Annotated in this window: 14 protein-coding genes; 11 read left to right on the top strand and 3 right to left on the bottom strand. The window is 43.8% G+C overall.

Annotation, left to right across the window (positions count from 1 at the left end; genetic code table 11):
* The first annotated feature begins 132 nt into the window (after nucleotides 1–132).
* Nucleotides 133–750 (top strand): MCP four helix bundle domain-containing protein, encoded by a 618-nt coding sequence (locus tag GVT53_RS16740; protein WP_166249632.1) that lies wholly within the window; start codon nucleotides 133–135, stop codon nucleotides 748–750.
* Here the strand turns inward: GVT53_RS16740 and GVT53_RS16735 are convergent.
* The 3 genes from GVT53_RS16735 to GVT53_RS16725 are packed head-to-tail and all read right to left on the bottom strand — an operon-like array spanning nucleotide 747 to nucleotide 3,914.
* On the bottom strand, nucleotides 747–1,190 hold the full coding sequence (locus GVT53_RS16735) for a 3-oxoacyl-ACP synthase (protein ID WP_166249631.1): 444 nt from the start codon (nucleotides 1,188–1,190) through the stop codon (nucleotides 747–749). The two genes, GVT53_RS16740 and GVT53_RS16735, sit on opposite strands and share 4 nt — an antisense overlap.
* 7 nt (nucleotides 1,191–1,197) lie before the next feature.
* Nucleotides 1,198–2,550, bottom strand: a complete 1,353-nt coding sequence (locus GVT53_RS16730; RefSeq protein WP_166249630.1) for a sensor histidine kinase — start codon at nucleotides 2,548–2,550, stop codon at nucleotides 1,198–1,200.
* Complete coding sequence (locus tag GVT53_RS16725) at nucleotides 2,550–3,914, bottom strand: sigma-54-dependent transcriptional regulator (protein WP_166249629.1); 1,365 nt, start codon at nucleotides 3,912–3,914, stop codon at nucleotides 2,550–2,552. The genes GVT53_RS16730 and GVT53_RS16725 overlap by 1 nt, the downstream gene beginning before the upstream one ends.
* Nucleotides 3,915–4,116: 202 nt before the next feature.
* Between GVT53_RS16725 and GVT53_RS16720 the strand changes: the two genes are divergently transcribed.
* The 10 genes from GVT53_RS16720 (at nucleotide 4,117) to GVT53_RS16675 (ending at nucleotide 24,604) form a co-directional block, all read left to right on the top strand.
* Nucleotides 4,117–5,451 carry a TolC family protein gene (locus GVT53_RS16720; RefSeq protein WP_166249628.1) on the top strand — a complete coding sequence of 445 codons (1,335 nt, stop codon included), beginning with the start codon at nucleotides 4,117–4,119 and terminating at the stop codon, nucleotides 5,449–5,451.
* Between the two features lie 8 nt (nucleotides 5,452–5,459).
* Nucleotides 5,460–6,710 carry an efflux RND transporter periplasmic adaptor subunit gene (locus tag GVT53_RS16715; protein WP_166249627.1) on the top strand — a complete coding sequence of 417 codons (1,251 nt, stop codon included), beginning with the start codon at nucleotides 5,460–5,462 and terminating at the stop codon, nucleotides 6,708–6,710.
* A 64-nt stretch (nucleotides 6,711–6,774) separates the two neighbouring features.
* Nucleotides 6,775–7,470: an ABC transporter ATP-binding protein gene (locus GVT53_RS16710; protein ID WP_166249626.1), complete on the top strand. Its 696-nt coding sequence runs from the start codon at nucleotides 6,775–6,777 to the stop codon at nucleotides 7,468–7,470.
* A gap of 28 nt (nucleotides 7,471–7,498) precedes the next feature.
* Nucleotides 7,499–9,880 carry an ABC transporter permease gene (locus tag GVT53_RS16705; protein ID WP_166249625.1) on the top strand — a complete coding sequence of 794 codons (2,382 nt, stop codon included), beginning with the start codon at nucleotides 7,499–7,501 and terminating at the stop codon, nucleotides 9,878–9,880.
* Nucleotides 9,763–12,321, top strand: coding sequence for an ABC transporter permease (locus GVT53_RS16700; protein WP_240905064.1), 2,559 nt, complete (start codon nucleotides 9,763–9,765; stop codon nucleotides 12,319–12,321). Before GVT53_RS16705 ends, GVT53_RS16700 begins: the two co-directional genes overlap by 118 nt.
* Nucleotides 12,322–12,345: 24 nt before the next feature.
* Nucleotides 12,346–14,745 carry an ABC transporter permease gene (locus GVT53_RS16695; RefSeq protein WP_166249624.1) on the top strand — a complete coding sequence of 800 codons (2,400 nt, stop codon included), beginning with the start codon at nucleotides 12,346–12,348 and terminating at the stop codon, nucleotides 14,743–14,745.
* 21 nt (nucleotides 14,746–14,766) lie between these two features.
* Nucleotides 14,767–17,214, top strand: coding sequence for an ABC transporter permease (locus tag GVT53_RS16690; protein WP_166249623.1), 2,448 nt, complete (start codon nucleotides 14,767–14,769; stop codon nucleotides 17,212–17,214).
* Nucleotides 17,215–17,234: 20 nt separating this feature from the next.
* Nucleotides 17,235–19,673, top strand: a complete 2,439-nt coding sequence (locus tag GVT53_RS16685) for an ABC transporter permease (RefSeq protein ID WP_166249622.1) — start codon at nucleotides 17,235–17,237, stop codon at nucleotides 19,671–19,673.
* Between the two features lie 47 nt (nucleotides 19,674–19,720).
* The gene (locus GVT53_RS16680) at nucleotides 19,721–22,132 is read left to right on the top strand and encodes an ABC transporter permease (RefSeq protein WP_166249621.1); all 2,412 of its coding nucleotides are present in this window, start codon (nucleotides 19,721–19,723) and stop codon (nucleotides 22,130–22,132) included.
* Between the two features lie 45 nt (nucleotides 22,133–22,177).
* Complete coding sequence (locus GVT53_RS16675) at nucleotides 22,178–24,604, top strand: ABC transporter permease (RefSeq protein WP_166249620.1); 2,427 nt, start codon at nucleotides 22,178–22,180, stop codon at nucleotides 24,602–24,604.
* The last annotated feature ends 3 nt before the right edge of the window (nucleotides 24,605–24,607 follow it).

Raw genomic sequence — 24,607 nt, 5'->3', positions numbered from 1 at the left:
TGATTTCCGCCTGGCTCAAAGCATTAGGTTTGCTCAATTAGAATGGTTAGCTAATGGCCGGGCGGATTTGCATCCCCGTAAAAAATTTAATATCATGCACTTATAATCCAATTCATGTAAAAACAAAAAAGGATGCCAAAAAGAACAATAAGACAACGAATTCACGCAGGCTTTGTACTTGCAGCAGCATTTTTATTGGTTCTTGCATCCAATCGGTTGAACAATCGGAACTTCTCGACCGTAGAGCATGGAGTGGATTCTGTTTTTGAGGACAGGTTGGTGGTACAGGAATATATTTATAGGTTGAACAACCTATTTCATAAAAAGGAAATGTTCTTGGCCTATAATTCATTGGACGAAAAGACACTTCCACAATATCCTGAGATCAATACCATTTTGGCCGATTTTGAAAAAACGGACATTACCCGTGAAGAATCCCTGCACCTAACAAGTTTGAAGGAAAATTATGGGGAACTTAAAAATCTGGAACAAGCACATATAAAGGACAATGCTTCCGAAGCGGACATCATGGCTGTTTTGGACAGGATCGGTAGAAATTTGGACGAACTGTCCGAGGTTCAACTCTCCGAAGGAAGACAGTTGACACAGCGCTCCAAAAGGTCTTTGGGCATGAACGAACTACTGTCCCGGATTGAAATTGTGTTCCTCATCATTATCGGGATATTGTTTCTTGTCATCGTTTTTCACCGCGATAAATCCGAGATGAAACTTGTGGAGGATGAATCTTAATGCACCTCCAAGATTTCTTGTTCCTTTCCGTTAAAAACAAATCGCTCCCCTTTTTCTTTGCCCAACAATAATCGGGCAATCGGAGCATTGGCGGAAATACAGTAAAAAATCCTACCCTCTTTTTTAAGGGCACCAGCGGAGATGGCAATAAAATAATCGGCCATGCTCGTTTTTACCAAGGAGCCCAAGCGGATTTTGCTTGATGGTGCATCGATATTGATTTTGTTGAGAATGCTTCGAGTGGCATCGAGTTCCTGTAACTGCTGGCCCAGTTTTTCCTGTTCCAATTGTACCATGGCCCGCCCCGTTTCATGTTTGTCGCCCGCCGAACTTTTGGTTTCCGAGCCCAAGGATTCCTGGAGCTCTTCGCTCTGCTTTTTGAGTCGTTCCGACCTTTGGTCCACGTAGCTCCAACAAAAATCCAACAGCTCTTTTTTCATAATTTGATTAGGCAAAGGTGAGTCGAAAAACAGTTTCGGTATGGGGGACCGAACGCACCTGAATGCTCCCGCCGTGAAGTTGCATTACACGTTTGGAGAGACTAAGACCAATACCGGTGCCTTCGCTCTTTGTAGTAAAAAAAGGCACGAATATTTCATCCATCACTTCTGGTGGAATACCAGGGCCATTGTCCCGGATCTCTATAAATTTGGAACCTTTTTCGTCCACCCCAGCGACCATTAGCACTTTACCGTTTTTAGATGCCTCAACAGACTGTAGGGCATTTTTGCCCAAATTGATCAACACTTGCGAAATCTGTTTTTCATCAATATAAAACTCCAAACCCTCCGGATGGCAATCGGTGGAAAATTCACTTTCCCCGTCTACCAGCCTGACAGACATCAGCACATCGATTTTTTCGAGCAAATCTTTTCCTTTCACCAAGGATTTGTTGGGTTCGGGTACGTGGAGTAGACTCCGGTACGACTGCACAAAGTCCATTAGGTCGCCCCCTTGTTCCTTAATGACCTCCAGACCTTTCAAGGTGTTTTTTATCTGAACCTCCTCCAATTCCGCCATTGGGGTGATTTTGTCCCCTTTGCGGTAATATTTGATGATGGAATCCGAAATGGAGGCAATGGGGGTGATGGTGTTCATGATCTCGTGGGTGAGCACACGGATGAGCCGCACCCAGGATTCCGTTTCCTTTTCGTCCAGCTCTTTATGGATATCCTGCACCACGACCAATTGTAAAGATTGGCCGTCCAAAGTAAGCGGTGTTGATTTTATGGCCAATTGCGTTTGTTCGCGCTCATTGGATAACTGGAACAGTTTTCTTTGAAAAGGGTTGAAGTCTTTAAAGATCTCATAAAGATTTTCATCAACCTGCTTCAATTGTTTAATGTGGTTCAAGGGGGTGTAATCCAGCAATTGCTCCAAGGTGGGATTGGCAAATAGGATATGCCCTTTTTCATTGTAGGTCATGATGCCGATACTTGCTTGCTTTAAAATTTCTTGATAGTACTGCTCCCGTATCTGAAGTTGCATATGTACCTCTTGGATCAGTCCGTTGACCCGATTGAGGCTGCGGTTCAACTCCTTGAAGGACTCAATAGTGACCCCTTCGGGAAACCGGAGCGTAAAATCCTCGTTCTTGATGGCATCAAAAAAATAGGCGATTTTTCGGTTGGTCCGGTTGATAAAAGTAATCAGTGAATACACTTCGCCCACCAAAATAATAGCACAGAGCCCCAAGGCAAAATACCACTTATAGGCTACGGAAAATGCCAACGCCACAGCGGTAAGGGTCATAAAAACGACCCTGAGAATAAGCTGAATGTAAAAGTTTCTACTTGCCATCAGTCATTCTTTTTCTTCAACTTATTGTAAAGGGTTTGGCGGGATATGCCCAATTGTTCCGCCGCCGCACTGTAATTTCCCTCATTTTGCTCCAAGGCCCTATTGATCATCTGTTGCTCCATTTCGTTGAGGGTCAAGGGTTCGTTGTCCATGGACTGCATAGGCTTGGCATGTAACAAAAAATCCGAGGGTTTCAACACGTTTCCATCCGATAGGATTACGGCCCTTTCCATAGTATGTTGCAATTCGCGAACATTCCCGGGCCACGGATATTCCATCAGTTTCTCCTGTGCCGTTTGATTCATTCGCAGGCCGGATTTATCGTATTTATGGGCAAATTTTTTCAGGAAAAAATCGGCTAGCACCAAAATATCCTCATTGCGCTCCCGCAAGGGCGGCACCTCTATATGGATGGTGTTGATGCGGTACAGCAAATCCTCCCGGAACAGGCCATCGGCGACCATTTGTTCCAGATTGCAATTGGTGGCGCAGATCAATCTAATGTCCACATCAATAGGTTTGTTGGAACCTACCCGAACCACCGATTTATTTTGAATGGATGACAATAATTTCGCCTGCATCTGCAAAGAAAGGTTCCCGATTTCATCCAAGAACAAGCTGCCTTGGTGAGCGGCCTCGAACTTGCCCGCTCTATCTTCCTTGGCATCGGTAAACGAACCTTTGGTATGCCCAAAAAGTTCACTTTCGAACAGGTTCTCGGCAATGGAACCCATATCCACTCCTATAAAAACTTCATTTTTCCGGTTGGAGAGTCGGTGCAGTTCGCGGGCTATCAGTTCTTTTCCCGTTCCATTTTCACCGGTAATCAACACATTAACGTCCGTTTTGGCCACTTTGGCCACGAGGTTTAGCACAGCGGTCAGCGCCTTGGATTGGCCAATGATATAGTTACGGTCCTGATTGATGACCTGCTTTAAATTGCTTTCCTTTTTCTTAAGGTTGTGAATTTCCTGTTTGGATTTTCGCAGCTCGTAGGCCGATTTCACGGTGGTCATCAAGCGTTCGTTGTTCCAAGGTTTCAGCACAAAGTCCGAAGCGCCCTGCTTTAAGGCCCTAACGGCCAAATCCACCGCCCCGTAGGCGGTCATCATAATAACGGAAGTATTCGGAGACCTTTTTTTAATCTCGTTCAGCCAATACAAACCTTCATTTCCGGTATTGACTCCGGCAGAAAAGTTCATGTCCAAGAGCACAATATCGATATCCTCCAAATTTGGAAACGAAGAGATTTGGTTGGGATTAAAAATGCTCTGAACGCTTTTGTACTCAAACTGCAAAAGAATTTCCAGAGCACTGAGCACACTCTTATTATCATCGACCACTAAGATTTTGGCATCGACCATAAAGCCTTGTATTCAAATTGATGGTTAAAGCTAGTAATTGCATCAATATGTTTTGTTGGACTGTAAAATATTTGGACATTTTTTGTACAAAATTTTTACACCCCATTGGTCGATATTGCTGTTTTTTTCTGTAACTAATTGATAATCAGGAATAAATTCTTTTGGCACAAGAATAGAAGGTAGTTTGGCACAGGAATACACTATGACTCTAAAACTTAAAATAACCACCTTAGTATTATTGGCATCTTTTATTGGTGCTGCCCAAGAGGTTTGGACGCTGGAAGAATGTGTGGATTATGCCATTGAACACAACCTTCAGGTAAAGAATACCTCCTATAACAATGAATCCAGTAGGGAATCTTACAGACAATCCATCAGAGACCTATTGCCCTCCGTGAGCGGTTCTACCGATTACAGTATTAGATACGGTAGGTCTGCAGATCCGCAAACCAACGATTTTGTGAATACGGAATTCTTCAGTAACAACTATTCGCTAAATGCCAGCTTGGACCTCTTCCGCGGTTTTCAAAAATTAAATTCGATAAGGGCGTCAAAATTTATTTACAAAGCCACCCAAGAGGATATTTTACAGGAAAAGTTCTTGTTGGCCTTTAGGGTGATGAGCGCTTTTTACGACATCAAGTTCTTCGAAGGATTGGTGGCCAACACCTTGGAACAACTCGAAATTTCGCAGGCCAATTACGATTTGGTCGAAAAACAAGTGGAATTGGGATTAATGGCCGGAGCCGATCTTTACGAAGCGGAATCCAATCTTTTGGGCGACAAATTTCTATTGACCCAAAACAAGAACCAATTAACAAATGCCAAATTGGTGCTCCTACAGGAAATGAACCTGATCGGTGCCACCGATATTAAAATTCAGGAAAGCCTTGAAGAAACATCGCTCAACCAACAAGTGACCCTGGATTCGCTGTACCGATCCGCACGCGGATTTGTGCCCTTGGTAAAAGCTCAGGAGTATCGGGTTTCCGCAGCCAAAAAGCAAATGCAGGCCACAAGAGGGGACCTGTTTCCATCTTTGTCCCTGTTTGCAGGTTACGGAACCAGCTATTTTGAGACCAATGTGGATGAGAATGGCAACGTGATACCATTTAAGACCCAGTTCAACGACAACCAATCCAAGTTTGTGGGCGCCCAGTTAAACATACCCATAAGCAATGGATGGGCCAACCATTCCAGGGTAAAGCAGCAGAAAATTGCGTATTTGCAGGCCAAGAACAATCTGGAAATACAGGAGCAGGAATTATTTCAGTTATTGCAACAATTGGTCCAGGATAATAGTGCATTGGTGGCGGAGTATGAGCAGAGCCTAAAAAAGGTAGAAGCCCAGGAATTGGCATTCACCATTGCGCAAAAAAGATATGAAAAAGGATTGATCAACGCATTGGAGCTGTTTCAGGCCAAGAACCTTTTTGGTGTGGCACAAAATGAGAACTTACAGGTGGGATTAAGGTTAAAAGTGAACCAAACAACGATTGATTTTTACAGCGGTCTGCCCATATTTAACATCAACTAAAATATACCATGGATATACAATTAGAAAAAAAGAAAGGACTTAAACTCAAGCATTACGGCTACATCGCTTTGGGCATATTGCTCTTGTTCGTTGGCTATAAGTTGATTTTTGCCAGTTCCATGTCCACCTTTAGGACAGAGAAGGACCGTTTGTCCATCTCCTCGGTGACCGAAGGTAAATTTGACGACTACATAACCATTAATGGAAACGTGGCGCCCATCGCTACGATTTATATGGATGCCTATGAAGGCGGGCGTGTTTCCGAAAAGTTGATCGAGGAAGGTTCCATGGTAAAAAAGGGGGACATTATCCTTAAGTTGGAGAACATGGCCCTGTACGAGCAGATTTTGGCAAGCGAAAGTAACTTGGCCCTTAAACAGAACGACCTGCGTTCCACCAAGCTTACTTTTGATTCCAGACAAGTGGAAGGAAGAAAATCCTTGGCAACCGCTCAATATGATGTGCAGAGGCTAAAACGCGCCTATGAGCAGAACGAGGAGCTGTACAAGGAAGAATTGGTTTCAAAAGAAACCTACCTAAAGTCAAAAGAAGATTACCAACTGGCAGAAAAGCAATTGGAAATCGTGAAGCTCCAAACAGAACAGGATGATGAATTAAGGAAAACATCCCTAAAAGGATTGGACACCGATTTGGAACGTATGCAAAAGACGCTTTCCATGGTGTATGAACGGTTGGACCACTTGAACGTTCGAGCCCCCGCAGATGGACAATTAGGGTTTTTGGATGCAGAAATCGGTCAAAATATTTCACAGGGACAGCGAATCGGCCAGATCAATGTGCTTACCGATTTTAAAATTGAGGCCGATATCGACGAGCATTATATCGATCGCGTAAAAAGAGACCTCTCCGCAACATTGGAGCGTAACGGGAACGAGTACAAACTGCGCTTGCGCAAGGTGTATCCCGAAGTTAGGAACGGAAGGTTCCGCGTAGACCTGGTTTTTGTGGATGAAAAACCGGAGACCATAAGAGCGGGACAGAGCTATAACATACGATTACAATTGGGCGAATCCAACGATGCCATTTTATTGCCCAAAGGAGGCTTTTTCCAAAGCACAGGTGGGCAATGGGTTTTTGTAGTGGGCCCTGATGGCAACGAGGCCATTAAGCGCAATGTACGATTGGGAAAACAAAACTCAAGATATTATGAAGTTCTGGAAGGGCTTCAACCAGGAGAACAGGTCATTACCAGTAACTATGATAGTTTTGGCGATGCGGAACGGATCGTGTTAAAATGATCCGTAGAATGTAACAATCATCAAAAATGAACAGTCTTTAAAAAACAATCAAACAACCATTACAATGATAAAAATTACAGATCTTAAAAAAAGTTTCCGAACAGAAGAGGTGGAGACCTTGGCCTTAAATGGAGTAAACCTAAAGGTGGAAGATGGGGAATTTGTGGCGATAATGGGTCCTTCCGGATGTGGAAAGTCCACCCTCTTGAACATTATCGGTATGCTGGACAACCCCACTCAGGGCAGCTACAATTTTGCGGGCCACGAAGTTGGCGGGTTAAAGGAAAGTCAGCGAACCCAACTGCGAAAGGGGAATTTGGGCTTTGTGTTCCAAAGTTTTAACCTGATAGACGAGCTCACCGTTTTTGAAAATGTGGAACTGCCATTGATCTACCTTAAAATGAACAAGGCAGAGCGCAAGGAAAAAGTACTGAAGGTTTTGGAGCGCATGAAGATCGCCCATCGCGAAAAGCACTTTCCACAACAACTTTCCGGTGGTCAGCAGCAAAGGGTGGCCATTGCAAGGGCCGTGGTCACCAATCCAAAACTGATCTTGGCGGATGAGCCCACAGGTAACCTGGACTCCAAAAACGGGATCGAGGTAATGAACCTGTTGACCGAGCTGAACCAAGAGGGCACTACTATTGTAATGGTAACACACTCCGATCGGGATTCGCATTACGCTCATAGGGTCATCAATCTCTTCGACGGTCAAATTGTGACCGAGAGCCAAAATAAGCCCATGAAAAGCATGGTATAGGAGTTTAATTCATCAATCAAATCAATTTATGTTCAGGAACAATCTAAAAGTAGCGTGGAGAAATCTCAAGTCCAATAGACTTTTTTCAATAATCAATATAGTGGGACTTTCAATAGGCCTCACTATTGTGATGATGTTGTTTCTGTTCATTTCGTACGAAAGGAGTTTCGACTCCATGTTCCCAAAAAAGGACAGGATACAACGGGTTTTATTAAAAACCAATGGAGATTTTGGTTTTGAGACTTGGGCCACAGTACCCCCGGTAACGGCCTTGGCCATGAAAGAAGAGGTTACGAATGTGGAAAGTGCCGCCAGGTTGTTGAAACACAATTTTGGCGATCCCGCCTCATTGCGCATAAACAATCAAAACTTTACCGAAAACCTGTTTTATTGGGTAGATAAGGAGTTGCTTACCATTTTTGATATTGAAATGGTTAAAGGAAGTTCTACCGGCGCCTTGGACAGACCCGGTACGGTAATTCTTTCTGAAAAAGCCGCCCAGACCTATTTTGGCAATCAAAACCCGATCGGACAAACCATCGTGGTCGATAACAATCGTGAGCTTGAAGTAACCGGGATATACAAGGATTTCCCTGAAAACAGTACCCTTGATGCGGACATTATGGCGTCGAGCAACGGATATTGGTTCTACGACAGAAAATCTTGGAGCAATGCCAGTTTTGAGACCTATTGTTTGTTAAAGGAGAATGTTTCTGTAGAGGCCACTCAGGCACAAATTGACCAAATGTTGAAGGCAAATATTGAAAAAGAGGGCCAATGGTACACTTTTGGTCTGCAACCTTTGGAAGAGGTACATTTATATTCGGCATCTTTTGCGAGCGGTTATGCTTCTCGCATTGGGGACATCAATGAGGTTCGCAACCTTACCTATTTGGCCATTTTGATTCTTTTGATTGCCTGTATCAACTATATGAACCTTACCACGGCCCGTTCCCAAAAGCGTTCCAAAGAAGTGGGAATCAGTAAAACCCTGGGAGCCTCTTCGAAGTCTCTAGTATGGAGATTTTATCTGGAAGCTGGACTCATTACGGCTATTTCCATTGTGTTGGGCATTGTGTTGACCGTGTTGTTGCTACCCAGCTTTAATGCCCTCACAAATCAAAATTTGACGATGGATTTATTGTTGACCCCGCCTTTTTTACTGGCAATATTGGGGATTTGGGTTGTTACCACCTTCTTTTCTGGCCTATACCCTTCCTTGTACCTATCCAGGTTTTTGCCCAAGGAAATCCTGTCGCCATCGTTAAAGCAAGGAAAAGGAAATTTATTGATCAGAAAGGGATTGGTAGTCATGCAATTTGCCGCCTCTGCCGCATTGATTGTCGGGGTCATGGTCATCTATCAACAAACAAAATATATCCAGAACAAAAACCTGGGCTTTGCCGCAGACAACGTTATGGCCATTTCCATTGGGGGATTGAATGGTGATGAAAACCGTAATGCCCTGGAACAGGAGTTCAAAAAACTATCGGAGGTAACCGCCGTATCCATGGTACAGGGGTATCCCGGAATGGATGTGAGCGGACGGACCCTTAGAAAAAACAGCACCGATGAAAAAGGGATCAACATCCAGACCAATGTATCGGATGAAGGTGTCTTGGAGGCGCTCAAACTACGACTTTTGGCGGGTAAAAGCTTGCCCAAAACCAAAAGTAAAACAGATACTCTGGTAGAAGTGGTATTGAACAAAAAGGCAGTTGATTTTTTGGGGTATTCCCCAGAAGAGGCCATTGGCAAGGAAGTATTTATCGGGGTTCCGCAAACGATAGTCGGCGTGGTGGATGATTTTAATTATGAATCGTTGCACCAACCCATAGGCGCCTATGCATTTCACAATAATTCAAGCGAAAACAAATCTCACATGCTTGTGCGGTTCAAGTCTGGCAATTTGGCCAATACAGTGGCCGACCTTAAGAGTACTTTTACCAGTGTGGCCACCCATCTGGATTTCAACTATTCTTTTTTGGACCAAAACATTGCAAGATTGTACGCCAAGGAAAAAAGGGCAGGACGGATTAGTGTTGTGTTCTGTATGCTGGCCATTTTTGTGGCAGCATTGGGCCTTTTTGGTCTGGCAGCCTATACAGCGGAACAACGAAGAAAGGAAATCGGCATACGAAAAGTATTGGGAGCATCTGTGGCAAAAATCAGCCAAATGTTATCTACGGATTTTACAAAGTTAGTGTTCGTAGGCCTGGTCATAGGATTTCCGGTGGCCTATTTTTCCATGGAAAATTGGCTGGAAGGTTTTGCTTATAGAATCCAGATTCAATGGTGGGTATTCGCTTTGGCCGGATGTATTGCTTTGGGCATAGCGCTTGTAACCGTCAGTTTTCAGTCGATAAGGGCGGCATTGGCCAACCCGACGAAAAGCCTGAGAACAGAATAGATCAATCAAAAATCATCAATCACATGTTCAGGAACCACTTAAATATCGCTTGGAGAAGTATCAAAAAGGACAAGCTCTTTACATTTATTAAGATAGGAGGGTTCGCCGTAGGTATTGCCGCTTGCCTATTGATAACCCTATTTATAGGTAACGAAACCAGTTACGATACCCACTACCAAAGGAAGGACAATATCTATAGAGTGGTATTTCAAGGAATGCTCCAAGGGGAAGTAATGAAAAGTACCCACTTTCAATTGCCTTTTGCCGAAGCACTTGAGTCTGATTTTGCCGAAATAACCAAGGCGGGAAAAGTGAACACTATTGAGATTTTTGGTGCGGGCAAGCGAGGTTTCAGGGTGAACGGCGCTCAGGAGAACACTTTTGAGGAGAACTTTATTATTGCCGACCAAGAGGCATTAGAAATATTGGAGATACAATTGGAACAAGGTGATGCGGCAACGGCCTTGACCAATCCAAAGAGCATCGTAATTTCTAGATCTAAAGCGGACAAATACTTCCCGAACGGAAATGCCATAGACCAAGTAGTTTTTTTGGACAATGACACTTCCGAACCCTACACCGTAACAGGGATAATGGAGGATATTCCAGAAAATATGCACCTGAATTTTGATTTTATGCTTCCAGTGGAAGATACCGAGGGTAGCTGGACCAATCAGAATTATTTCACTTATGTGTTGGTCAACCCTAATGCCAATATTGAGGAACTGGAGCAAAAAATGTCCTCAATTATTGAAAAATATATCATTCCGGCTCAAGTGGAGCGGGGTCGCTCGGCCAGTTTTATAGATGTGCTGCGTACCGCGGAATACAAACTGCAACCGGTAACGGACATTTATCTGAAGTCGGACCTTAAAATGCAGGATGGACTAAAGCATGGCGATGTTAAATTTGTTTGGCTATTTGCGGCCATAGCCATTTTTGTACTGCTTTTGGCCATTATCAACTTTATCAACCTTTCCACAGCAAAATCCGCCAACAGGGCCAAAGAGGTGGGTTTAAGAAAGACCATTGGGGCCTATAGAAACAGTTTGGTCAACCAATTTTTGACCGAATCGGTGATGTTCAGTATTATCTCGTTTGTTTTGGGCGTTGTTTTGGCTTGGGCGCTCTTGCCTTTCTTTAATGAGATTGCCTCCAAGAGCATCGAACTGCCTTGGTCCCATTGGTGGTTTGTGCCCACCTTGCTTGCTGCTGCATTGTTCGTGGGTCTTTTGGCAGGAATTTATCCCGCATTTTACCTTTCGGCATTTAAACCTGCAAATGTTCTCAAGGGGACGCTGAGCGTGGGAAGCAAAAGTGGAAGGCTGCGTAGTGGATTGGTCATCTTTCAGTTTACCACTTCGGTCATCTTGATTATTGGCACATTGATCATTTACCGCCAGATGGATTATATCGTCAGCAAGGAGTTGGGATATGACAAGGAACGGGTCGTGGTACTTGAAGGGACTAATATCCTTGGCAACAAAACCGAATCCTTTAAACAACAATTATCATCCTTATCGCAGGTAAAAAGTGCAACATCGACCAACTATTTGCCTATTGATGGAGGTAGCCGAAACGGAAACACCTTTATGGTCGATGGCCAAGATGATGGGGGAAGAGGCATCCCGGCCCAAATATGGCGGGTGGACTATGATTATATCGAAACCTTGGGCATTCAGCTTGAAAAGGGAAGAAGTTTCTCCAAAGAGTTTGCTTACGATTCCGTCAATTCAATCGTCATCAACAGTAAAATGGTGAGGGATTTGGGATTACAGGACCCAATTGGCAAAAAACTGAACAACAACAGTGAGGTTTTTGAAGTTATAGGGGTAATAGAGGATTTTCATTTTAAATCCTTGAAAGAAGATATTTCCGCATTGTCGTTGGTGATAGGCAAAGATTATGGAGCTGTTTCGGTAAAACTCCAAAAAGGAAACCCTACCGATGCCCTGGCCGCTATTGAACAAGTTTGGAACAGAAATGTTCCGAACCAAGCACTCAACTATTCTTTTCTGGAGCAGGAATTTGCCCAAATACACGAAGATGTGCAGCGCATGGGCAAAATATTCAACAGTTTTGCGCTGTTCGCCATCCTTGTGGCCTGTCTGGGGCTGTTTGCCCTATCTGCCTTTATGGTGGAGCAGCGAAGAAAGGAGATAAGTATTCGCAGGGTGCTCGGCGCGCCTTTCCAAAATATTTACAAACTGCTCACTTTCGATTTTCTGAAACTGATCATCATTTCCATTGCGATTGCCACGCCCATTGGCTGGTATTTAATGAACAGGTGGTTGGAAGGCTTTGCCTACAGAATAAGTATGGGCTGGGAGATTTTTTTAACGGCAGGACTCATCGCTCTTTGCATTGCCGTACTAACCATCAGCTATCAATCAATAGGTGCGGCCTTTTTACAACCGACCAAAGGCCTGCGCAATGAATAAATCAATCAAAAAACACCATCAATCATGTTAAAGAACTATATCAAAATCGCCTGGAGAAACCTTGCCAAGAACAAGGGCTATACCATAATCAATGTAGGGGGGCTTGCCTTGGGCATGGCGGTAACGCTCATTATCGGTCTATGGGTAAAAGATGAGCTGAGCTACAACAATTACAACACCAACAAGGACAAAATTGCCCAAATATTCCAATCGCAAACATTCAATGGTGAAACTGGTACCGGGCCTGCTATACCAAGGCCATTGGAGAAAGCCTTCAGGGATGGCTATATGGATAATTTTGAGTATTTGGTGATGTCTTCGTGGAATACCGCCCAATATTTGAAATACAAGGAAACAAGCATCTCGCGCGACGGTTATTTTATGCAGCGGGAAGCTCCCGAAATCCTTGATATAAAAATTTTAAAGGGAGAAAGGGACGGTGTTCGGGAAATCAATTCCATAATGTTGAACGAGTCCACCGCAAGGGCACTTTTTGGGGAGGAAGACCCGATCGGGAAGGTGGTTGAAGTCAATAGCCAATACGATATGATGGTCTCCGCCGTTTACGAGGACCTTCCTTTTAACGCCTCTTTTAATGATGCAGAATTTATTATGCCATGGGACAAATATGTTTCGGTGAACGAATGGATAAAAAATGCCGAAGATCAATGGGGAAACAATTCGTTTCAGATGTTTGTCCAAATCGCGGATAATACAACCATGGAATCCGTTACCTCAAAAATTCTGGAAGTAAAACAAAAGCTAAACGAAAACTCCAGGGAATTCAACGCACAAATGTTTCTATTTCCAATGAAGGATTGGCACCTGCGCAGCAATTTCGAAAACGGGAAGCAGGCTGGGGGCAGAATCAAATATGTTTGGTTGTTTGGAATTATCGGAGGATTTGTACTGCTTTTGGCCTGTATCAACTTTATGAACCTGAGTACGGCCCGCTCCGAGAAGAGGGCCAAGGAAGTAGGGATTAGAAAGTCTATCGGCTCACAGCGTTCCCAATTGATCAACCAGTTTTTGGGCGAATCCTTTTTGGTGGTATTATTTGCATTCGCGATCGCGGTATTGATTGTTGTGGCGTCGTTGAGCGGGTTCAATAATTTGGCAAGAAAAGAAATATCCTTCCCTTGGGGCTCCCTTGCATTTTGGGGAGTTTCTTTGCTCTTTATAATGGTCACCGCTCTTTTGGCGGGCAGCTATCCCGCTCTTTATTTATCTTCTTTTAGACCTGTGGACGTTTTAAAGGGAACTTTCAAGGCAGGAAAGCACTCCGGTTTACCAAGAAAAATTTTGGTGGTGGTTCAGTTTACGGTTTCCGTGGCATTCATAATTGGGACCGTGATCGTAATGCAACAGATCAATTATGCAAAAAACAGACCCATTGGGTACGATAAGGAGGGTCTGGTACAGATCCCGACAATGAGTCAAGATTTTACGGGCAAGTTTGAATTGATGCGGGATGAGTTTATCAATTCAGGTGCGGTTGTGGAAATGTCCACATCCAGCGCCCCGACCACGAATATTTGGTCCAACCGGAGCGGATTTGTGTGGGAGGGCAAACCAGAAGGGTTCCAAGAAGATTTGGCATGGACCGAAGTTTCCCCAGAGTATGCCAAAAGCCTCAATTTAAAGATTGTGGAGGGAAGGGATTTTTCACGAGAGTTTCCCTCGGACTCCAATGCAGTGCTGATCAACGAAACAGCAGTGAAATACATGGGGCTCAAGAATCCAATTGGAAAGTTTATTAAGGATGATGATGAGGAAGACCCGTCCCCACCTTTAAAGATCATTGGTGTGGTCCAGGACATGATTGCACAATCACCGTACGAACCGGTTAAACAAGGGATGTATGTTTTTGATAAATACGGCAATGCTTCCTATTACAATATGAGATTGAACCCGAACCAAAGTGCCAGCCAAAACTTGGCCGTGATTGAGAGGGTTTTTAAAGAACATTTCCCGAACATTCCTTTTCAGTACGATTTTGTGGACGAGGAATACGCTGAAAAATTTGCGTCCGAAGAACGAATAGGCACGCTATCCGGTATTTTCACCGCACTTGCCATATTGATAAGCTGTTTGGGGCTTTTTGGACTCACCTCTTTTGTGGCCGAGCAGCGCACCAAGGAAATAGGGGTCCGAAAAGTACTCGGAGCCTCGGTATTCAATGTGTGGAACATGTTGTCCAAGGACTTTTTAAAGTTGGTGATTATCTCGTGTTTTATCGCGGTCCCCATCGCTTATTATGTGATGAACGGGTGGCTTCAAGAATATCCGTACAGAGTGATTTTGAAATGGTGGATTTTTGGTTTGGCCATGCTCGGGGCACTTGCAGTAACGGTGCTCACGGTAAGTTTTCAAGCCATACGGGCAGCAAAATCCAACCCGGTCAAAAGTTTAAGAACGGAATAACATCATCAAAAAACGAGAACCATGTTCAAAAACAACATAAAAATAGCCTGGAGAAGCCTAAAAAAGCAGCCATTCTTCACCTTCCTCAACATATTTGGATTAGCTATAGGAATGGCTGGTGGGCTTTTGCTAGGCCTTTATATTTATGATGACCTGAGCCACGACAAAATGTTCACGGATGCGGAACGCATCTACCGAATAAATGCATATATGAAATTCGGCGGTACCGAGGAAAATACATCAGAAGTATCGGCCCCCATGGCACAGGCATTGGTAAACGACATACCCCAAGTGGAAATGGCCACAAGGTTCAGGAACATAGGGAGCGTATTTATCCGCCCCCAAGAGGTAACGGACAACGTGCGAGAGCCGCAGGTGGCCTATGCAGACTCTACATTCTTTAAAATGTTCGGAATCGACCTGTTGTACGGCGATGAGCGTACCGCATTGGTAGAGCCCAATACCTTGATCATGACACGCACCGCGGCAGAAAAACACTTCCCTATAAACCAAGCCGTAGGGCAAACATTGATAATCAATGATGATGAGGTCTACACAGTTACAGGTGTATTGGACGATTTGCCCAAAAACTCCATTTTTAGGGACAAGACAACTTTTTTATCTATGTCCGGATATGAAGATGCACAACTTGCGGAATGGGGAAACCATAATTATTACACTTTCGTAAAACTAGTGCCCGGGGCCAAGGGAGAGGATATACAGCAAGAGATGCAGACCATGGTCGGCAAGTACCTGATTCCATATGCGCAACGGTTTTTTCCCGGTATAACGGAACAGCAGTTTTTGGATTCGGGAAATTATGTGAACTACTCCACCATCCCATTAATGGATATTCATTTGTATTCAAAGAGGAGCCCAGAGTTCAGTACGGTTAGCGATATCAAAAATGTTTATATCCTTGGCGCTATCGCTTTGATTCTTTTGGTGCTGGCAAGCGTTAATTTTATGAACCTTTCCACGGCCCATTCCCTTAAACGGTCAAAAGAAGTCGGTATCCGAAAAACATTGGGTTCCCAGCGTAGTGGATTAATTGGTCAATTCTTGACCGAATCTGGACTGATAGCTTTAGGCTCATTGATTTTTGCACTTTTGATTGCCGCCCTTGTAATGCCACTGTACAACGACCTTGCCGGCAAAGAGTTGTCCATCCCCTATTCCAACCCTGTCTTTTGGCTGATTTTGATCCTGGCAACTTTGGTTCTTGGATTGTTCTCGGGCAGTTATCCGGCATTCTTTATGTCGCGTTTTGTTGCCGCAAAGGTACTGAAGGGCCAAGGGGACAATTCCATTGGCGGCGGTAGGGTAAGAAACGCACTTGTCATATTTCAGTTTAGTATATCCGTATTTCTGATTATGGGAACCCTAACGGTTTTTCAGCAATTGCGTTTTATACAAGGAAAAGACCTTGGTTATGGAAAAAACCAAGTATTGGTTATTGGCGGTGTAAACGGACTGGAAGGGAAAAGGCAGGCGTTTAAAGATGCGGTGGTTCGACTTAGCCAGGTTAATACCGCTACGTTGAGCAGCTATTTGCCCACACCATCTTCGCGTAGCAGCGGAACCTACATGTTAGCGGAAAATCGTAGTCAGGAAAAATCCATCAATATGCAACAATGGACGGTTGATGAAGATTATCTATCAACAATCGGACTATCCCTTGTTTCCGGTAGGGCTTTTGATCTGGACAGGTTTGCTACGGATTCTTCGGCAGTAATTCTTAATGAAAAAGCCGTCGCCGTTTTGGGAAAAACACCAGAAAGCGTAATCGGCACCCAGTTTGTGGGAGGTTTGGTGGGAGTTGAGGAAGAAGAGGGTAATTTCACCACTGTAATTGGGGTGGTCAAGGATTTTCATTATGAGACGCTTAGGGATGAGGTGGGCTCATTGGCCCTTTTCCATGGGGGTGAATCTGCCAGCAACCTTGCCATTAAACTCAATGGTGGAGATGTTTCCCAGACCGTCGCCCAAATTGAAAACATTTGGAGGGATATGGCGCCGACCCAGCCATTTGACCATTATTTCATGGATGACTCCTTCAATTCCAGTTATGATGCGGAACAGCGCTTGGGACGGATATTTATGATATTTACCCTCCTATCCATTATAATCGCTTGTTTGGGATTATTGGGTCTGGCCACCTTTAACGCTCAAAAGCGGGTGAAGGAAATCGGGGTGAGAAAAGTATTGGGTGCCGGTGTTGGACAGATCGTTTACAGACTGTCCGTAGACTTTTTAAAACTTGTTGGCCTAGCTGTGGTTATCGCCTTGCCCTTGGGCTGGTACGCCATGAATAGATGGCTGGAAGACTTCTCTTACCGAATAGACATTCCGTGGTGGATTTTTGTGCTATCGGCATTGTTGGCCGTGGGAGTGGCATTGGTAACAGTGAGTTATCAAAGTATAAAAGCGGCAATCGTGAATCCGGTGAAGAGCCTAAGAACGGAATAAACCAACCAAAACTAGACAGCATGTTTTTGAACAACCTAAAAATAGCTTGGAGAAGTATTCTCAAGAACAAATTGTTTTCCTTTATCAATGTGATCGGGCTTTCCATTGGGCTCTGTTCCGCCCTTGTAATAGGAGCCATTGTTTATTTTGATTTTTCGTTTGATACATTTCATAAAGATAGAGACCGCATCTACCGGGTGACCACGCTTTTTGAATCCGGTGAGAATGAATTTTCGAACCGTGGTGTCTCCGTGCCCTTGATGAAGGAGTTCAAGGACGGAATTTCGGATGTAGAGGTATCGGCTCCATTTATGAGCACCTTTTTCTCTACCATCGAAAACAAGTCCCAAGATCTTGTTTTCAGAAATGAGAACGATGCCATTTTGGCCGATGGGGCCTATTTTGAGATTTTCGATTACAAATGGTTGGCCGGAGATAAAAAAACGGCCCTATCCGAACCCGCCCAAGTCGTGTTGACAAAGGTCAAGGCCGAGAAATATTTCCCCCATAAGAACACCACCGAGGTAATAGGGCAAACCTTGATCTACAACGACTCCATTAGCGTAAAGGTGATGGGCATTGTGGGTGACCTCGAACAAAACAGTGATCTCAGGTTTACCGAATTTATGTCCTTGTCTTCGGCCAAATTTTTTGGCGAGAGTGATTTTACAACCAGCGATGCCTGGAACAGTACAAGCTCGGGAGACCAGCTTTTTTTTAAGGTAAGGGAAGGAGCCGGTGTTTCCAACATTCAATCTCGGTTGGATGATCTGGCCAAAGAACATAAAAACAGGGAACCTTGGGCCATTAATGATGAAAGATGGTTCAAGATTCAACCATTTTCTGAAATACATTTCGGCGGAGCACATGGCGATTACCCCTTCAATAATTCCAACCATGTGGCAAGCATGAAGGTGTTGAAGAGCCTTGCCTTTATTGCACTGTTCTTATTATTGTTGGGTTGTGCAAACTTCATCAACCTAAATTCCGCGCAGGCACTTACCCGAGCCAAGGAAATAGGGATAAGGAAAACACTGGGAAGCTCCAAAAAACAAGTGGTTCGACAATTCTTCGGCGAAACGTTCATACTGACTTTATTGGCAACGGTACTATCGCTAGTGATGGCACCATTTCTTTTGCGCCAGTTCATGGATTTCTTGCCAAGCGGCATTGATTTATCGGTACTGTACAGCGCACAGGGCATATTGGGAATATTGCTCTTAATGCTCTTGGTGTGCCTGCTCTCTGGATTTTATCCGGCCTTTGTATTGTCCAAATTTAGGCCGGTATCGGTGCTTAAAGGTCAGTTTTCAAAAGGGGATAAAGGAGTCCGGTTACGTAAAACACTTACCGCTTTCCAGTTCGTCGTAGCGCAAGTATTTGTCATCGCCACCCTCTTGGTCGCAAAACAGTTACATTTTTTAATGGAGAAGGACATGGGGATAAAAACAGATGCGGTTGCTTATGTAAACCTGCCTTGGGACGATAGGTCCGAAGTCAAGAAAGAACGGGTCTTTAACCATATAAAGAACATAAAAGGGATTTCAAATGTGAGTTTGGGCGATAATCCGCCCGCCTCCAACAATATGTCCTCCACCATGCTTTCCTATTATAAAGATGGCAATGAAACACATCAGGAAGCGCAAATGCTCACCGGGGACACATCCTATTTAAAAACGTATGGCATCCCTCTGATTGCCGGCAGGGAAAGGTTAAACGACAGTATCGATGAATACGTGGTCAACGAAACATTTGCACGGGCCATTGGTTTTCAGAATACGCAAGAGGTCGTCGGGACCACCGTTAAATTGGACACTGTAAAAATTTCCATAGTAGGACTAATGAAGGATTTCAATCAAAGATCTCTCCGTTCAGAAATAAGGCCCTTGGCCGTGAGAGGCCATTATGGAAGCGGATTTGGCGGTATCCATTTTGATCTGGGCAAAAACCCCGAACAGTGGACCCAGATTGTTGATGAGGCGGAGCAAGTATTAGCCTCCGTTTATCCAGACGAAGAGTTGGAGGTTAGGTTTATGGATGAAACGGTGAAAGGATTCTACAGACAGGAGAAAAGTACCGTCCAACTTTTAAAATGGGCAACAGGATTGGCCATATTGATCAGTTGTCTGGGGCTTATGGGCCTTGTAGTCTATACAACGGAAAGAAGAGTAAAGGAAATAGGGGTACGTAAAGTGTTGGGGGCCAACCTGGCCCAATTGAACGTCTTGTTGTGCAAGGAGTTTTTGGTCTTGGTAGGCGTCGCCTTCGCCATCGCAGTGCCCATCTCTTGGTATCTGGTGGAGGAATGGATTCAAAACTTTGCTTACAAGACCGAACTGAGCTGGTGGGTTTTCTTGGCGAGCGGAATCGGAATGGCCGTGGTAGCTATGTTGGTTACCGGAGCAAGAACCTATAAAACAGCCAATATAAATCCAATAGAAAGCTTAAGGAACGAATAGTTAAACAGAGTTTAAAATATATAAGTTATCATCATAAAACGAAAACCATGCTCAAGAACTATCTAAAAATTGCCTGGAGAAACCTGATAAAAAACAAAATCTTCAGCATTGCGAACATTGTAGGCCTTACCTGTGCGTTTGCAGTGGCCATTCTGTTGAGCATGACGGCCTTGTTTGAACTGTCCTTTGATCAGTTCCACGAGAATAAAAATTCCACATATCAAGTTTACCTTACCAGTCAAACACCCAGGGGAGCGGAGGCAAGTACATCCAACCCGGTTCCCCTGGCAAGCGCTCTAAAAGAAGAAGTGCCCGGAATAAAACAGATTGCCCGGAGCTTGAGCGAGGATGCCTTGGTCAGCTACCAAGACAAAGATTTGGATTTGGATGCCGAATATGTGGATGCGGAATTCTTCAATATTTTTACATTTCCAGCAATTGCGGGGAATGCCAATAACCCATTACCTTCAAAAAATAGCGTTTCCATTACCGGGGAAACCGCCACAAAAATGTTCGGAAACACGGATGTGGTCGGGAAGGTGCTTCAAGTTAGGGTTGGCAGTGAAGTTTATCCGTTTACCATTGCAGCAGTTTTAGAAAACACACCCAGCAACAGCAGTATTGACTTTGATATTGTGATACCGTTTGAGAACCATCCAGAATATGAATCGAACAAGGACGTCTGGAACTCACAATTTCATCCCGTTTATCTACAATTGGAAGATGGAATGACTCCTCAACAGTTTGAAATCAATTCAAGGGCATTTGCCAATCTACATTATGAGGGGAGCATTGAAAGTGACAAAAGGGATGGGGCATCTCCCGATGAAAACGGACAGTACAAGCAGTTTCATCTCTTACCGGTTACCGATATGCATTTTGCATCCTTTAAAGCGGGGAAAGCCGATGCGGCCCGAACGTTTCCCTACATAATTCTTGGTGTGGCGTTGGTCATTTTATTCATTGTTTGCGCCAATTTCATCAACATGAACATTGCTTTGAGCGAAAAAAGATTGAAGGAAATAGGCATGCGAAAAACACTGGGAGCGGTTAAAAAACAATTGTTTTTCCAGTTTTGGATGGAAAGTGTAATCGTTTTCTTGATTGCCATAGGCTTGGGTTTGGTGGTCAGTAATTTGCTGATAGCCCCCTTTAAAACCCTTTTTGCCACCAAGGCCACTTTTGCCGAAGTGACCAAACCTGGGATTGTTGTACTGTTTGCAACATCCATTTTTGTAATCACCCTTATTGCAGGAGGCTATCCGGCATTGCTTCTGAGCAAGTTGAGTACCCTTCGAGCATTAAAAGGTAAGCTCGACCTGGGCAAGAACAGATTGCGCAACGGATTGATCGTACTTCAATTTGTAATTGCCATCATATTGATCAGTGGGACTTTGGTATTGCATGGACAGATAGATTTTCTGCGCAACAAGGATCTAGGGTACAACAAGGAACAAGTTGTATCCATTCCCCTGAACGGCAGAAAGGACAGTTATGCCGTACTCGAGTTATTGCGTGATGAGCTTTCCCGGAACCCCAATATTTTAAGTGTTTCCGGCTCCGACAGTAATTTAGGGCTGGGTAAGGACGGTAGTATTACCAGTAGTGCCATGGGCTTCGATTATAAAGGTAAGGGGCTGGTCACCAATGCTCTTACCGTGGATTATGATTATGCCAAAACCTTGGATATAGCGCTCCAATCGGGTCGAATGTTCAATAGGGAATACAGTACGGATAGTCTAAGTTTGGTAATCAACGAAAGTATGGCCAAACAATTTGGCGAAGAGGATCCTCTGTCCATCCGAATCAATATGGATGATTCCGTTACCTATTCCGTGGTCGGGGTTATAAAGGATTATTATTTCCAAGATGTAAAAAAGGATGTAAAACCTCTTACACTTTTCTTGAACCGCAACTGGGATCTGTATTACGCTTACGTAAAAATTGCCCCGAACAATACCGCACAATCTTTTGATGCCATAAAAAGTGCTTGGGAGAAGATTGAGCCCCAAGCGGATTTTTTAGGTTCCTTTTTAGATGAAAATGTAGACCGTACGTTTAGAAGGGAAAAATCCATGGCCACCATAATCACTAGCGGAAGCGTTTTGGGAATCATTTTAAGCTGTTTAGGGCTCTTTGCCATATCCATGCTCGTGGTAGCCCAGCGCACAAAAGAAATTGGCGTACGAAAAGTAGTTGGCGCCAGTGTGTCCTCCGTTACGTTTTTACTGACGAAGGATTTTTTAAAGTTGGTCGGTCTGGCGTTTATCATCGCAACCCCGATAGCATGGTATTTTTTAAATGAATGGCTACAGAACTATGCTTCACACGTAAATTTAAGTCCGCTGTTTTTTCTTACGGCAGGTATAACGGCTTGTTTGATTGCTTTTATTACGGTGGGATCTAGAACGGTAAAGGCAGCATCCGCCAATCCGGTAAAAAGTTTACGGGATGAATAGTCAAACAAAACAAATGGTGCATTCGCCAAAATAAAAACGAAAACCATGCTCAAAAACTATCTAAAAATTGCCTTAAGGTATCTGCTCAAGAACAAGTTGTATTCCCTAATCAACATTTTTGGCCTTGCAGTGGGTATAGCCTCATTTGTCCTCATAATGCTCTACGTGAATTACGAAAAGAGCTATGATACATTTGAAGGTTCCGAAAATGTGTATCGGACCTACATGGACTATCTCGAAGGGGACACTTTTGTGCCAGGTGACGCAATGACGTATAACTCGTCTGGACCCGCCCTAAAGGAAATGTTTCCCGAGGTAGTGGACTATGTACGGTTTTACTATTTTGAAAAATTGGCCTTTCAGGTGGGAGAGAAAACATTGGAACAGCCTTTGGGCTCTCTGGCCGATCCTTCATATTTTGATATATTCAATTATCCGTTGTTAAAGGGAGATCCCAAAACAGTTTTAGCGGAACCCAACGCCATAGTGCTTTCAAAATCGTTTGCCCAAAAACTTTTTGGAAACGAAAACCCTTTGGGAAAAAGAATTTCCGTTTTTGAAGATGGCACAAAAACCCAACTTACGGTTACAGGGATTATGGAAGATGTTCCCAAAACCGCCCATTTCAGGAATTCGTTTCTCATTTCCTACGAGACTGAAAAAACGTTGACCGATTTTGGCCCTAAAGCCCATGAGCTAAATTGGAACATGAACAACTATTATACCTATCTGAAGTTGGCCCCGAACACCAATATTGATGTCTTGCGTCAAAAAATAATGGATAGCGATATAGAGAAAAATGAAACCGAGAGGCACAATATAGAACCTATCGAAGCTATTCATCTGTATTCCGATAAACCCTATGAAGTTACTGCCAACGGCAGCATTCTCAGAATAAAATTCTTAACGGCCATAGCCTTCATAATTCTTGTTCTTTCTTGGCTGAATTATGTCAACCTCTCGACAACAAAGTCAATGGAAAGGGCAAAGGAAGCTGGTATTAGAAAAGTTGCGGGCGCAAAAAAATCACAGCTCATCGCCCAATCTTTAATGGAATCCATACTGCTCAATTTTATAGCCATGACCATTGGCCTATCATTGGTTTTTGCGGCAATGCCCCTCTATAACAAGATTACGGGAAATGAACTCTACCTTGATTGGGAGGCGCTCATCAATCTTACCCCTTATTTTATTTTCATAATAGGAGGAGTGATTTTGGCCGGGCTTTATCCCGCGTTATTGCTCAGCAGGTATTCGCCGGCAAAAGCACTGAAAGGAAAGGTAAGGGCCTCGACCGAAGGCATTGGGTTGCGGAAAGGACTTATCGTCACCCAATTTTTTGCTACAATCGTCCTATTAACGGGAACATTTGTAATCACCAAGCAGATCAATTTTTTGGATAATCAACCCATAGGGGCCAATGTTGACCAAATCATAGCACTGCACGGAACAGTGGTTTCGGACAAGGCGGATTCTTTGGTCGTTAATGAATTTAGGGTGTTGAAAGAGCAGTTGGAGGTGTTTCCTTTTGTTGAGAGCACGGCCATTGCACAGACGTATCCAGGAGATAGTTTTGACAATCTGTCTTCAACTCGCGGACTTTGGCTGCCCGACGGCAGAAAAGATGAAATAAACGTTTTCTATACCTACCATGCCCAACCGGATTATTTTGACTTAGTGGACATTGAGTTTTTAGCGGGAGGGACATTTATCCCAAATTCTAATTTGGGGGGAAATCAAATAGTGGTTAACGAGACATTTTTAAAGACCATGGGAATCTCTTCGCCCGATGAATTGCTCAATAAAACGTTGACTTTTTGGGGAAACAACGATTGGAGGGTTATGGGCGTTATCAAGGATTATTATCACTTTGGATTAAAAAGCCCTGTTTTGCCCACCATCATTAGATATCAGGACAACATCAGCAACATATTGATCAAACTGGATAAATCCGCCACATCGGTTGCCGGGGTTGCATCGGCTCTACATCAAATTGAAAATAAATGGCGAGAGGTCTTTCCGAAGAGTACATTCGATTATACGTTCTTGGACGAAAAGTTTGAAGCCCAATACGAGCAGGACAAAGCTTTTGGAAACGCCTTTCAGATTTTCACCGTGCTTTCCATCCTCATAGCATCATTGGGGCTTTTTGGCCTTACGGCATATACCGTAGTGCTACGTAAAAAAGAGATCGGGATAAGAAAGGTAAACGGCGCCACCATAACACAAGTATTGACCTTACTGAATAAGGATTTTGTGAAATTGTTAGGGCTGGCCTTCCTTATTGCCATACCCAGCGCATGGTATGTAATGAACCAATGGTTGGAAGGATTTACATATAGGACCAAATTTAGTTGGTGGATTTTTGCTTTGGCCGGGGTAACCGCACTTCTGATTACGTTTTTAACGGTAAGCTGGCAAAGTTTTAAGGCAGCTGTCACCAATCCTGTAGAATCATTGAAAGACGAATAAATA

Source organism: Flagellimonas oceani (assembly GCF_011068285.1).
GTDB classification, from domain to species: Bacteria; Bacteroidota; Bacteroidia; order Flavobacteriales; family Flavobacteriaceae; genus Flagellimonas; species Flagellimonas oceani.
The sequence above is the reverse complement of the archived record's forward strand: the minus strand, read 5'-3'. Positions and strand labels throughout refer to the sequence as shown.

What these genes read in the sequence shown, in the direction of transcription:
- GVT53_RS16740 (WP_166249632.1), top strand. Translation starts at nt 133, where the DNA reads ATGCCAAAAAGAACAATAAGACAACGAATTCACGCAGGCTTTGTACTT.
- GVT53_RS16735 (WP_166249631.1), bottom strand. Translation starts at nt 1,190, where the DNA reads ATGAAAAAAGAGCTGTTGGATTTTTGTTGGAGCTACGTGGACCAAAGG.
- GVT53_RS16730 (WP_166249630.1), bottom strand. Translation starts at nt 2,550, where the DNA reads ATGGCAAGTAGAAACTTTTACATTCAGCTTATTCTCAGGGTCGTTTTT.
- GVT53_RS16725 (WP_166249629.1), bottom strand. Translation starts at nt 3,914, where the DNA reads ATGGTCGATGCCAAAATCTTAGTGGTCGATGATAATAAGAGTGTGCTC.
- GVT53_RS16720 (WP_166249628.1), top strand. Translation starts at nt 4,117, where the DNA reads ATGACTCTAAAACTTAAAATAACCACCTTAGTATTATTGGCATCTTTT.
- GVT53_RS16715 (WP_166249627.1), top strand. Translation starts at nt 5,460, where the DNA reads ATGGATATACAATTAGAAAAAAAGAAAGGACTTAAACTCAAGCATTAC.
- GVT53_RS16710 (WP_166249626.1), top strand. Translation starts at nt 6,775, where the DNA reads ATGATAAAAATTACAGATCTTAAAAAAAGTTTCCGAACAGAAGAGGTG.
- GVT53_RS16705 (WP_166249625.1), top strand. Translation starts at nt 7,499, where the DNA reads ATGTTCAGGAACAATCTAAAAGTAGCGTGGAGAAATCTCAAGTCCAAT.
- GVT53_RS16700 (WP_240905064.1), top strand. Translation starts at nt 9,763, where the DNA reads ATGGTGGGTATTCGCTTTGGCCGGATGTATTGCTTTGGGCATAGCGCT.
- GVT53_RS16695 (WP_166249624.1), top strand. Translation starts at nt 12,346, where the DNA reads ATGTTAAAGAACTATATCAAAATCGCCTGGAGAAACCTTGCCAAGAAC.
- GVT53_RS16690 (WP_166249623.1), top strand. Translation starts at nt 14,767, where the DNA reads ATGTTCAAAAACAACATAAAAATAGCCTGGAGAAGCCTAAAAAAGCAG.
- GVT53_RS16685 (WP_166249622.1), top strand. Translation starts at nt 17,235, where the DNA reads ATGTTTTTGAACAACCTAAAAATAGCTTGGAGAAGTATTCTCAAGAAC.
- GVT53_RS16680 (WP_166249621.1), top strand. Translation starts at nt 19,721, where the DNA reads ATGCTCAAGAACTATCTAAAAATTGCCTGGAGAAACCTGATAAAAAAC.
- GVT53_RS16675 (WP_166249620.1), top strand. Translation starts at nt 22,178, where the DNA reads ATGCTCAAAAACTATCTAAAAATTGCCTTAAGGTATCTGCTCAAGAAC.